This window comes from Geothrix campi, assembly GCF_024609265.1.
Taxonomy (GTDB): domain Bacteria; phylum Acidobacteriota; class Holophagae; order Holophagales; family Holophagaceae; genus Geothrix; species Geothrix campi.
In genome coordinates, this window is sequence record NZ_JANHMP010000001.1 from 1,448,927 (window position 1) to 1,460,589 (window position 11,663).

Consider the following 11,663-nt stretch of genomic DNA (forward strand, 5'->3'; position numbering starts at 1 on the left):
CCGATGAGACCCAGGTGCATGGAGCCAGTGTGCCGCTCACTCCCCCCATCCCCATCCTCATCGTGGACGACGAGGCGGACCTCCGGAACCTGTTGGTGGAGGCTCTGACGGACGAGGGCTACGCCGCAGATGGTGCCGAGGATGGCGCCCATGCCCTTGAGCTGGTGCGGCAGAAGCACTTCCCGGTCATCTTCACCGATCTGAACATGCCCGGTGGGTTATCGGGCCTGGAGCTGCTGCGGGCGATCCATGACGAGGATCCCAGGAGCATGGGCATCCTGATGACCGGGTACGCCACCACGGAAGCGGCCATCCAGGCCCTCAAGCGCGGCGCCTACGATTTCATCCAGAAGCCGTTCAAACTGGTGGAGATCGAGGCCAGCCTGGAGCGGGCCCTGGAGCACTACCGGCTGCTGCGGGAGAACGAGGAATACCAGCAGAACCTGGAGCGCATGGTGGAGGCCCGCACCCAGGAGATCCTGGGCCTGAAGAACGACATCGAGCGGCTCTTCGAAGGTTTCGTGAACGCCTCCGTGACCGCCATCGAGGCCCGCGATCCCAGCACCTCCGGCCATTCCAGCCGTGTGGCGGAACTCACGGTGGGCTTGGCGGAGGCCGTGAACACGACGCCCAACGGTCCCTACGGCGAACTCCACTTCACCCCCATCCAGATTCGCGAGATCCGCTACGCCAGCCTGCTCCACGACTTCGGCAAGGTGGGCGTCCGCGAGCAGGTCCTGGTGAAGGCCAAGAAGCTCCACGACGAGCGCCTGGAAAACCTCTACCAGCGCCTCCACCAGCGCACCCTCGAAGTCATGCGGGAGCAGATGCTGGCAGCCTGGAGCAAAGGGCAGGCTTTCGATCACGATCGGGTCAGAAGCCTGCTGCTTCACCAGGAAGAGGAGACGCGGCACCTCATGGACCTCGTCCGCAGGAGCAACGAGCCTACCGTGCTGCCCCAGGAGGTGGCCCGGGAGCTGGACACGCTGGAGGACCTCACCTACCAGCACTGGAGCGGGGAGCGTCGCATCCTCTTCGAGCCCAGTGACCTCGACCTGCTGAGGATCCCCAAGGGCAGCCTGTCCACGGAGGAGCGGGAGGAGATCCAGAGCCACGTCACCCACACCTACCGCTTCCTGGCCCAGATCCCCTGGACGCTCGAGCTGGCGGGCGTCCCCGACATCGCCTACGCCCACCACGAACGGATGAATGGGCGCGGCTACCCGCGGCAGTTGACGGAGCCGGACATCCCGGTCCAGAGCCGGCTCATGGCCGTGGCGGATGTCTACGACGCCCTCACCGCCGCCGACCGCCCGTACAAGGCCGCCGTGAGCGTGGAGCGGAGCCTGGAGATCCTCGACCAGGAGGCCCGGGTGAACCTGCTGGATACGGAGGCGCTGCGCATCTTCATCGAGGCCCGGATCTATGAGCGCACCCTGGGCCACGGGAGAACGGCCGTCTCATGATCTCTCGGTCGGCACCCCCGGCTCGCCGCACAGACTAAGGTGAGTGGATGACCAGCTCGCATCAGCTTCTCTGGACCGGCTTCCGCGGCCTTGACGCCCCGGAAGTAGAACTGCCCTTCGCGCCGGGCGGTCTCATCCTCTTCGCCCGGAACCTGGATCCGGATCCCGTGGCCGGCCCCGCCCGCTGCCGGGCCCTCGTGGCTGGCCTCCAGGCCCGCTACGGCGCGGAGCTTCCGTTGGCCGTGGCCCTGGATCAGGAGGGCGGCCCCGTGAGCCGCCTGCGCCCCTGGGTGGGGCCCACCCCCCCGCTGCGCCGGATCTGGACCGGCGGCGGCGCCGAAGCCTGCGCCACCTGGGGCCGCCTCTGGGGCGAAGGGCTGTGCCTGCTGGGCTTCAACGTGGACTTCGCGCCCGTGGTGGACCTCTGGGACGGCCACCCGGACGCGGGCATCGGGGACCGGGCCGCCAGTGCGGATCCGACGGAGGTCGCCGCCGCCGCCGGCGCCTTTCTCCACGGCCTGGAGTCCACGGGCGTCCGGGGCTGCCTGAAGCACTTCCCCGGCCTGGGCGGCACCACCCTCGACAGCCACCTGGGCCTGCCGGCCCTCACCGAGGGCCCGCAGATCGACCGCAATGTCGCAGCCTTCATCCCTCTGGCCCACCCCGACCGGCTGGTGATGGTGGCCCACCTGCGCACGCCCGCCTCGGCCCCCCTGCCCGCCAGCCTGCACCGCGGCTCCGTGCTCGCGAACCCCTGGGGCCTCCAGGGGCGCTTCCTCCCGGACGACCTGGAGATGGGCGGCTGCGCAGACTGGAGCTGGGACGACCGCGTGCGGCTCTCCCTGGAGGCCGGGCACCAGTGGCTGCTGGTCTGCCAGAGCCCCGAGGGCTGGACCGCCTGCGCCGAGGCCGCCGGCCGCCTGCCTGAAGCCCTGTGCCGGGGACCCCTCCAGGCCGCCCGGGCCATGCGCCGGAACCTGATTCCGGGCGCCCTCCCCTTCGAGCCCCAGGCCTGGCAGGCCTGGCTGGAGCGGCTCCGCGCCGCCACCGGGAAGACCTGATGCCCGGCCGGGTCCTCATCGTCGACGACAACGCCATGATCCGCAACGAGATCAAGGCGGTCCTCATGAGGGACGGCGGCTTCACGCAATTCCTGGAGGCGGCGGATGGCCTCACCGCCTTCAAGATCATCATGGAGACGCCCCCGGACCTGGTGCTTTGCGACCTGGTGATGCCGGGCTTCGACGGGCTGAAGTTCCTGGGCCTCAAGGCCAGCCGCCGGGACCTGGAGCAGATCCCGGTGATCATGCTCACCGCCGAGGATGACCTGGACCGCAAGGCCGAGATCCTGGAGCGGGGCGCCTCCGACTACGTCACCAAGCCCTTCCACGAGAAGGAGCTGCTCGCCCGGGTGCGCATCCACACCAAGCTGAAGCGGCTCCAGGACGAACTCCGGGAGATGAACGCCCAGTTGGAGGCCCTGTCCGTCACCGATGCCCTCACTGGCTTGGCGAACCGGCGCCTCCTCGTTTCCCGCCTGGAGGAGGAGGTGCGGCGGGCCCGGCGCACCAAGGTCCCCCTCGCCGTGGTGATGATCGACATCGACCACTTCAAGGATGTGAATGACACCTTCGGCCACGCCATGGGCGACGTGGTGCTGCGTAACATCGGCACCATGCTGAACGCCAGCCTCCGGGCCACGGACCTGGCCGCGCGCTACGGCGGCGAGGAACTGACCCTGGTGCTTCCCTACACCGACGGTGCCGCGGCTCTCCGGGTCGCCGAAAACCTGCGGCAGAAATTCGCCGCCATGGACCACCTCCTCGGCAGCGCTACCGTCCGGAAGACCGTCAGCATGGGTGTCGCGGCCAGGGAGGGCCAGTCCGAGCGGCCCGACACCGAGGAGCTCCTCAAGCTGGCTGACGAGGCCCTCTACCGCGCCAAGCAGGGCGGGAGGAACCGGGTGGAACGGGCGCCCTAGCCAGCGGCCGGAACATGGACGCGGCCCCGAAGGGCCGCATCCGTCATCCCTGATAGCTGAGGGGGCTACTTGGCCGCCTTCTGCAGGGCTTCCACCTTGTCCGTCTTCTCCCAGCTGAACTCCGCCCGGCCGAAGTGACCATAGGCGGCGGTGGCGCGGTAGATGGGCCGGCGCAGGTCCAGGGCCTCGATCATGGCCTTGGGGGTACAGCTGAACACCTCCCGCACGGCGCGGACGATGGCCTCATCCGACACCTTTCCGGTGCCGAAGGTGTCGACGGCGATGGACACCGGTTCGGCCACGCCGATGGCGTAGGCCAGCTGGATCTCGCAGCGGTCCGCCAGATCCGCCGCCACGATGTTCTTGGCGATGTAGCGGCCCATGTAGGCGGCGCTGCGGTCCACCTTGCTGGGATCCTTGCCGGAGAAGGCGCCGCCACCGTGGTGGCCGCTGCCGCCATAGGTGTCGACGATGATCTTGCGGCCCGTGAGGCCCGTGTCGCCCATGGGGCCGCCCACCACGAAGCGCCCGGTAGGGTTCACATGGAAGATGGTCTGGGGATCCACCAGGTCCTGGGGCAGCGCGGCCTTGATCACGTCCTGGATCACCGCGTCGCGGATACTGTTCTGGGTGATGTGCTCGTCATGCTGGGTGGAGATGACGACAGTGTGGATGCGCTGGACCTTGTCGCCATCGAATTCCACGGTGACTTGCGACTTGCCGTCCGGACGCAGCCAGGGCAACTGGCCGTCCTTGCGGACCTCGGCCAGCTTCCGGGTGAGCAGGTGGGCGTAGTGGATCGGCGCGGGCATCAGCTCCGGCGTCTCCCGGCAGGCGTAGCCGAACATCAGGCCCTGGTCCCCGGCGCCCCCCGTATCCACGCCCATGGCGATGTCCGGGCTCTGCTGATCGATGGTGACCATCACGGCGCAGGTGGCGTAGTCGAAGCCCTTGATGTGGTGGTCGTAGCCGATGTCCTTCACCACATCGCGAACCAGCGCGGCGACGGGAATGTAGGTCTCGGTGGTGATCTCGCCGGCCACCAGCACCAGGCCCGTGGTGAGGAGGGTCTCGCAGGCGACGCGGCTGCGGGGATCATCCTTGAGGGCCGCGTCCAGCACGGCGTCGGAAATCTGATCCGCCATCTTGTCGGGATGGCCTTCGGTGACGCTTTCGGATGTGAACAGGTGACGCCCCTGGGCGGCCATTCGGGACTCCTAGGAATCCCCCCGGAACCTGTTCCGGAGGAAACGTGAAGTATATCGTGGGACCGCTGCCCCTACACCTTTTGGATGACGCAGGAAACCTTGCCATGCCCTAGCCTGGAGGACTAAGGTGGGATGTTTCCATCCCTGAAGCGCCTATCCCAAGCCCCCTAAGTGGAGGAACCCATGACTCCCTTCCGCCGTTCGACGCTCGCCATCGTGATGATGGCAGCCTCTCTCCTGATGGTATCCACCGCCTGCAAGCGGGAAGATCCACAGATCCGGGAGCTGACCCAGAAGGCGGCCGAGGCCGACAAGGCCAACCAGCAGCTGAACCAGGCCGGCACGGAACAACAGAAGAAGCTGGCCCAGGCCGGTGTGAACGACATCCGGCCCAACGCCGAGACGCTACAGCTCACCGACGAGCAGAAGAAGGCCCTCGAAGAGCGCATCAAGAACGAGAAGAACAGCTCCTACCAGGCCCTCCTCCAGGAAGTGCTCGATAAGGACAAGGAAATCAAGGACCTCAACTCCAAGGTCGCGAAGCTCAAGGCCGACCTGCCCAAGCCCGATGTGGCCAGGCCCAATGACAGCCACTACGGCATGGCCCTGCGCTTCCTGAAGAAGAAGGGCGTGCCTGAGGCCGAGGCCAAGAAGCTGGTGAGCCGCGTGGCCATCATGGAAAAGCTGGCGCCCGGCTTCGAGGTCTACCACTTCTACGCCAACGGCACCTACGGCACCTGGGTCGCCCAGGGCCGGGCCAAGATCACGCCCAATGACCTCATGCGCCAGGAGCGCGAGAAGATCGAGGGTGAGCGCGACGAGGCCGTGGCCCAGAACGACAAGCTGCAGGAAGAGGTCGCCGATCTCGAAACCCAGAAGCAGAAGATCACCGAAGAGATCACCAGCCTGCAGACCGAGCGCTCGAACCTCATCGAGGAGCGCACCAAGCTCCAGTTGGACAACGCCGCCCAGCTCTCCAAGCTCAACTCGCTGCACTACGTCGTCGGCAACCGCGACACCCTGAAGGCCGATGGCATCATCGAGATCCCCATCTTCGCCAAGGACCGGGCCGGCAAGAACTGGCGCGACGAGGTCTTCACGCAGAGCCTCGACCTCCGCAACGCCAAGACCATCACCATCAAGGCCTCCGACGTGGGCCTGAAGAAGATCGGCAAAGTGAACGTGGTGCCCGGTTCGTACCTGAAAGACGAACACTACAAGCTCGTCATCAGCCCCGACAAGCAGACCGCCACCGTGGAGCTCATCACCGTGAGCCGCTTTAAGAACGACAAGGTCGTGTTCGCCGTCACGGATTGAACCCCGTCCGGCCTACCCGAAGTAAGGCAGGGGCCCCTTCCGGGGCCTCGCCTTTTGTGTGGCAATTCCCCTTCGGGCCGCCTATTGTCATCAAACCAATCCTCGAAACCTTTCCAACCCCACCCATGAGGTGACGCGATGCATCCACGCTTGAACCAAGCGATCCTCGGCGCTTCCCTGGCGATGCTCTTCGCCTGCAGCGGCGGCGGCGACTCGAAGGCCCCCACGATCGTCACGGGCCCCGCCAGCATGCCGAGTTCCACCGCTCCGGTGTTCGACCCGGCCACCGGGAACGTGCCCCTGCCGAACATCCTGGCCACGGCCGTGGCGGCCGACCCCCTCGTGGGCCGGACCGCGAACAAGCCCATGACACCCCCCGAGGCCCTGGCCTATGTGAACCTTCACGAAATGGGCGGCACCAACGCTGTCTCCGGCCTGAACGCCCCGGTCTATCTCCGGTTCAATGCCGCCGTGGACGCCAGCACCATCACCGCCGCCAACGTCAAGGTCTTCCAGCTCACCCCGGACGCGGCAGGCACCGAGAACAACCCCCTCGGTTTCACCGATGTTTCCGGCATGTTCACCTACAACTACACCGCCGGTGGCACGGATCTGTTCCTGTTCCCGAACTTCCCCCTGCTCCCTGGCACCCGGTACCTCTATGTGGTCACGAACCGCGTGAAGGACACCGCCGGCAAGCCAATCTCCGCCTCTCCCTACTTCGAGGCCCTCAAGTCCCTCACACCGCTCACGGGCTCCTTCGGCGCCCTGGAGCCCATCCGGGCGAACGTCGCCAGTGGGGCCAACATCCTGCTCTCGGGCTACGCCAAGGTGATGGATGACCTCATCACCGCCAGCGCCACCACCACCGTGACCCAGCGTGCCGGCATCGCCGTGCTGGGCCGGTTCATCACCACCGGCGCCGGCGCCATCTCCCTGAACACCACCAGTCCTTCCGCTGCAGGCGCCTCGCTCCTGCCCGTCGAATCGGCCCTGAGGTCCTACGCGGCCGGGTCCAACATCCCGGGCAACCTGCCGGCCAAGACCTGGAGCAACACCATCACGGTGACGGCCACCTTCGACCGGGGGGGAACGAACCCCACGCCTGACGCCTATTGGAGCCTCGTCATGGGCACGGCCACCGCGGCTCCGGCCACGGTGGGAACGGTCGTCCTCGGCAAGATCAACAGCGCCGATCTCTCCATGGATCCCGTGGTCGTCGCCGCCCATGCCGCGAACAACGACCTTACTGGCATCACCGGTGCCTACAACCCCGCCGCAGGTGTGACCCAGGCCTTCCGCCCGGATGGACTCCACCTCGCCGGGTTCTATTCCACGGATCGCCAGGTGCCTTTCGTCTACATCGCGCCGACCGCGGCCGCGCCCGCTGGTGGCTATCCCCTGGTCATCTACGCCCACGGGATCGGCGGTCAGAAGGAGCATGTCCTCGCCGTGGCCCAGAGCCTGACCACCATCGGTCGGGCCGTCATCGCCATCGATGAGCCTCTCCATGGCGAGCTTGCCGTCCCCGGCCACACCACCGGCGCGGCCTGGTTCCAGGACTTCGCCGCCTACGGCGCGCCTCTGGCCCTGCGCTCCAACGTCCAGCAGGGCGCATTCAACCTTGACCGCCTGGAATTGACGATCCGGACCGGTGGATTCGCCGGCCTCGGCGCGGCCATGCCCTCCATGGCCGACATCAAGTTTGTGGGCCACAGCCTGGGTTCCATCATCGGCAGCTACTACCTGGCCGGAAACACCACGCTTTCCACCACGGGTTATCCCTACACCCAGACATCCCTCAACTCCGACATGAAGGGCTACTTCTCCGTGCCGGCGGGTCGGTGGGGCTACATCGGCCAGGACACCACCTCCACTTTCGAGCCTGTCGTCACGGCCGGCCTCGCGGCCGTGGGCATCACGAAGAACACGCCCACCTACCACCAGTTTTTCCTCGTGACGCAGTCCATTCTCGATCCTACCGATCCCGCATCCATGACCACGCCACTGGCCGCCGGGCTCCCCAGCCGGCTCTCCGGCCGCGTCGCCATGCAGGAAGCCGTGGGTGAAACATCCATTCCCAACGCCTATACCCGTTACCTCGGCAACGCCCTGGGTGGCCGTGCCGTGCTCGGCACAACGGCGGCTGCGGCCATCGCACCCGGCTTCAAGCAATTGGCCTACACCGCTGGCGGCACACCGGCCCACGCTGCAGGCGTGCCCGCCCAGTTCATGTTCACGATCACCGGTGGCGCCCTGGCTCCCAAGGTCGCCAATGCCGCCGTGGCCCTTACGGACACCACACCCACCGAAGGCTACTTCCAGTTCGATCAGACGGGCATCAACCACAACTCCCTGATCGATCCCTCCAGCCTGACCAACCTGTCCCTCATCCAGCGCCAGATGCGCTATTTCATGGGCTTCACCGGCGCCTCCATCGTCGTGGATCCCACCCAGGGCGCCGCCCTTCCGATTGCGCCGGTTCCCCTGACTGAGCTGGCACTCCCAGAGAGGTTCACCATCCTCGGCCACTGATCATCGGCCGCATCCAGAAGAGGCGGGGTTTCGGCCCCGCCTCTTCGCGTCTACCCCGCCAGCTCCGGGAAAGCCTCGAGCAGCTGCCTCCGGGCCTCCAGCAGCTCGGGCACGGCGGCATCCCGGCGGCGGCGGAAGCCACGGATGGCCTGGAGATCTTCAGCCGCGCGCTCGAGGGCGGGGAGCCCCAGGAGGACCAGCAACAGGGCCACCGGGGCAGCCAGGGCCGCAGCTCCACCCCAGCACCAGCCGGCCAGGCCCGCCAGGACCGCGGCCCAGAGGGGGTGGAGCAGCAGGCCGGCCAGCAGTTTCAAGGTGGCGGCCTGGTCGCCCTCATCCGTGAACCGCCCCGCCGCCCAGCCCACCAGTCGGTAGGAGGGCCAGAACAGCAGCGCCGGAGGCAGCAGCAGCGCCGCCAATCCCAGGCGCAGGACCGCACCCGGCAGCCAGCGGCGGATCTCGGCACCCGCGTAGGGATGGCCCACCTGATCGGGCCGGAGGCCCTTGGCCCGCAGCCAGGCCTGGGCTCCGTGGACCCGGGCCTCCAGGGCGGCCAGTTCCTCCGCCGAGCGCTCCGCGAGATGCGGCACCAGGGCCCGCACGCGCCGGCGCAGGGCCTCGAGGTCCACCCGGCTGCCGGGAGCCTCAGCCAACAGCCAGGCCACCTCCTGGGCCAGTGCCAGCACGCGCACCTCGGCGGCGTGGAGGGTGAGGGGCTGCAGCGCGGCCCGGATGCGGGCGGTCAATTCGGCCACGGCTTCGGGCTCCGCGCTCCGGGGGGCGAGGTCCTCCCAGACCACCGGCTCGCCCAGGCGCAGCAGGACGCTGTGGCGGAAGGTCGCCCGGTCCCCGTAGACCAGACCCGCCGGCACCACGGCGACCGGGACGGGACTGGAGAGGATGATGCGGGCGGCCCCGGTCTTGAGGGGCGCGAGGTCCGCTTCCGAGTGGCTCACGCCTTCGGGGAACATGGCCACTGAGCCACCCCGGGCCAGTACCTCGTGGACTTTCTGGAAGCACCGCTGGATGGATTCCGGCGTGGCACCACCGTCCTTGGGCCGGGTCACGGGGATGGCCCGGAAGGCCGCCAGGAAGGGCCGCAGGGGAGCGAGCTTCCAGAGGGTGGCCTTGGCCAGCCAGCCCGCGCGCCGGTCCAGCAGGGCCGCGGCCGCGAGGGGATCCAGCAGCCCGTTCGGATGGTTCAGGAGAATCAGGCAGGGACCCGGCGGCAGATCCGGACCTTCCCGGTGCAGGGCGCGAAACCAGACCCAGGCCAGCATCCGCGCGGTTCGGCTGGCCGTCATGTCAGTCCGCTGCCGGCCGGTGCCGGGCCCACCAGAGGGCCAGTCCGCTGAGCAGGATGGCCGGCAGCACCAGGTAGAGGGCCCGGCCCAAGGCGTCCCCGCCGGGGAAGCCCGCGGCATGAAGGGCGTCCGCCCGGCGGCCCACCAATTCGGGACTGATGGCGTCCCCCAGCAGGTGGATGAACAGCACGTTCACCGCCACCCCCGTGGCCCGGATGCTGGCGGGCAGGCTGCTGACGGTGAGCGCGTTGACGGGGCTGGTGTTCACGAAGAGCAGGAACATGCCCAGGCAGAACAGGGCGTAGGCCGCTCCGAGGCTGCCGGTGGCCAGGGCCCAGGCCACCACCGGCGCCGCGGCCACCAGGGTGAGGCCGGAAATCCCGGCTCCGGCGTCGGGCCAGCGTTTCTGCCAGCGGTCCGTGAGCCACCCGCCCAGGAAGGTGCCCAGGATGCCCGTGACCACCGCGAGCGCCCCGAAGACGAGCCCCGCTCTGGCCGTGGATACGCCGAACCGGCGCTGGAGCAGAGTCGGCCCCCAGGTGCTGAGGCCGCCCATGGCGAAGGTGTAGGCCACATAACTGGCGGTGCAGGCCAGCCAGATGCGGTTCCGGAATATGCGCTTCAGGCGGCGGGGGTAGGGCTCGCCCGCCCCGAGATCTTTCTCCTCATCCATGGCCCCTCGCACGGGATCCACCTGGAAGGCCATCCAGAGGGCCAGGGCCAGGCCGGGCAGGCCCGCCACCAGGAAGGAGGACCGCCAGCCCCAGGCTCCCGCCACCAGGCCGCCCAGGCCGTAGCCGAAGGCACTGCCCACGGGGATGGCCAGGTAGAACCAGGTGAAGACCTTGGCCCGGTCGGATTCATGGAAGCCATCCGCCAGCATCGCCGGCCCCAGGCTGGCGTAGGCCGCCTCGCCCACGCCCACCAGGGAGCGCGTCACCAGCAGCCCTGGATAGCTATGGACAAAGGCGGCGCTGAGGGTGGCCAAACTCCAGAGCGCAACGCCCGCGGCCACGAGGCGCGGACGATGGAAGCGGTCGGCCAGGTACCCGAAGAGGGGTGCGGCGCACATGTACACCGCGATGAAGACGAAGGTCAGCCGCCCCAGCTGGGCATCCGACAGGTGCAGTTCCCTGCCCAGTGGCTCGAGAACCGCCGCGACGACGTACCGATCCAGGTAGTTCACCAGGTTGATCCCGGTGAGCAGCAGGAGCAGCCGTCGCGCGGCGGTCATCTAGTCGGACGAGGGGTCTGACTACTTCTTGGGGGCGGCAGGCTTGGAGGCAGCGGGCTTGGGAGCGGCCGGCTTGGCCGCGGGAGCCGGGGTGCCCTCGCTGGCATCCAGGCGCTTGGCCACTTCGGCGGTGAAGCTCTTCATCCATTCCTGATCGGCCCAGGAGAGGATGTTCACCGACTGGTCGGAGAAGACCATCTGCAGCTTCTGCTCCTTGGCCAGCTGCTCGACGATGGGGCCGGCCAGCTTGGTGATGGCCTCGCCCACCTTCTTCTCCACACGCTGGTATTCCTGCTGGCTGTCCTCCTGCATCTTCTTGGCCTCGAACTCCAGATCCCTGAACTTCTTCGCCAGGGCCTCCTTCTTGTCGGGGTCGAGGCTGGGGGAGTTCAGCTGCTGCTGCAGCGTCTGCAGTTCCTGGCCCTTGGCCTGGAGCTTCTCCTGCAGGTTCTTTCCGGTGATCTCCAGCTCGGAGAAGATGGCGCCGGCCTTCTTGGAGCTGCGCACCAATTGATTGATGCTGAAGAAGGCGAAGCGCGGCGCCTCCTGGGCCGCGGCGGGTACGGTGAGGGCGGCAGACAGGCAGAGGACGGCCACGGACGGGGCAAGCAGGCGCAT

The 11,663-nt window shown here is 67.9% G+C and carries 9 protein-coding genes; 5 read left to right on the forward strand and 4 right to left on the reverse strand.

What is annotated here, in order from left to right; genetic code table 11:
* The first annotated feature begins 29 nt into the window (after positions 1–29).
* Genes NOV65_RS06680 through NOV65_RS06690 form a run of 3 tightly spaced genes read left to right on the forward strand, consistent with a single transcriptional unit; the run spans position 30 to position 3,447 of the window.
* Positions 30–1,466 carry an HD domain-containing phosphohydrolase gene (locus NOV65_RS06680; RefSeq protein WP_257305286.1) on the forward strand — a complete coding sequence of 479 codons (1,437 nt, stop codon included), beginning with the start codon at positions 30–32 and terminating at the stop codon, positions 1,464–1,466.
* Between the two features lie 47 nt (positions 1,467–1,513).
* Positions 1,514–2,527, forward strand: a complete 1,014-nt coding sequence (locus NOV65_RS06685) for a glycoside hydrolase family 3 N-terminal domain-containing protein (protein WP_257305287.1) — start codon at positions 1,514–1,516, stop codon at positions 2,525–2,527.
* On the forward strand, positions 2,527–3,447 hold the full coding sequence (locus tag NOV65_RS06690; protein WP_257305288.1) for a diguanylate cyclase: 921 nt from the start codon (positions 2,527–2,529) through the stop codon (positions 3,445–3,447). Before NOV65_RS06685 ends, NOV65_RS06690 begins: the two co-directional genes overlap by 1 nt.
* Positions 3,448–3,512: 65 nt before the next feature.
* Here NOV65_RS06690 and metK read toward each other — a convergent pair whose 3' ends face one another.
* Entirely contained in the window at positions 3,513–4,655 is a 1,143-nt protein-coding gene (gene metK / locus NOV65_RS06695; protein WP_257305290.1) for a methionine adenosyltransferase, read from the reverse strand.
* Between the two features lie 183 nt (positions 4,656–4,838).
* Here metK and NOV65_RS06700 point away from each other — a divergent pair, with 183 nt between their 5' ends.
* Positions 4,839–5,972 (forward strand): hypothetical protein, encoded by a 1,134-nt coding sequence (locus NOV65_RS06700; protein WP_257305292.1) that lies wholly within the window; start codon positions 4,839–4,841, stop codon positions 5,970–5,972.
* A 150-nt stretch (positions 5,973–6,122) separates the two neighbouring features.
* Entirely contained in the window at positions 6,123–8,507 is a 2,385-nt protein-coding gene (locus NOV65_RS06705) for an Ig-like domain-containing protein (protein ID WP_257305294.1), read from the forward strand.
* Between the two features lie 50 nt (positions 8,508–8,557).
* On the opposite strand, the gene NOV65_RS06710 is transcribed toward NOV65_RS06705, so the two are convergent.
* Genes NOV65_RS06710 through NOV65_RS06720 form a run of 3 tightly spaced genes read right to left on the reverse strand, consistent with a single transcriptional unit; the run spans position 8,558 to position 11,663 of the window.
* Positions 8,558–9,811: a 1-acyl-sn-glycerol-3-phosphate acyltransferase gene (locus NOV65_RS06710; RefSeq protein WP_257305296.1), complete on the reverse strand. Its 1,254-nt coding sequence runs from the start codon at positions 9,809–9,811 to the stop codon at positions 8,558–8,560.
* Position 9,812: 1 nt separating this feature from the next.
* Complete coding sequence (locus NOV65_RS06715) at positions 9,813–11,045, reverse strand: spinster family MFS transporter (protein ID WP_257305297.1); 1,233 nt, start codon at positions 11,043–11,045, stop codon at positions 9,813–9,815.
* Positions 11,046–11,066: 21 nt separating this feature from the next.
* A complete protein-coding gene (locus NOV65_RS06720) occupies positions 11,067–11,663 on the reverse strand; it encodes an OmpH/Skp family outer membrane protein (RefSeq protein WP_257305298.1) in 597 nt (198 codons plus the stop codon).

Bases quoted from the DNA above. Each gene is read 5' to 3' on its own strand.
- NOV65_RS06720 (WP_257305298.1), bottom strand. From the start codon at position 11,663: ATGCGCCTGCTTGCCCCGTCCGTGGCCGTCCTCTGCCTGTCTGCCGCC.
- NOV65_RS06700 (WP_257305292.1), top strand. From the start codon at position 4,839: ATGACTCCCTTCCGCCGTTCGACGCTCGCCATCGTGATGATGGCAGCC.
- NOV65_RS06710 (WP_257305296.1), bottom strand. From the start codon at position 9,811: ATGACGGCCAGCCGAACCGCGCGGATGCTGGCCTGGGTCTGGTTTCGC.
- NOV65_RS06690 (WP_257305288.1), top strand. From the start codon at position 2,527: ATGCCCGGCCGGGTCCTCATCGTCGACGACAACGCCATGATCCGCAAC.
- metK (WP_257305290.1), bottom strand. From the start codon at position 4,655: ATGGCCGCCCAGGGGCGTCACCTGTTCACATCCGAAAGCGTCACCGAA.
- NOV65_RS06685 (WP_257305287.1), top strand. From the start codon at position 1,514: ATGACCAGCTCGCATCAGCTTCTCTGGACCGGCTTCCGCGGCCTTGAC.
- NOV65_RS06715 (WP_257305297.1), bottom strand. From the start codon at position 11,045: ATGACCGCCGCGCGACGGCTGCTCCTGCTGCTCACCGGGATCAACCTG.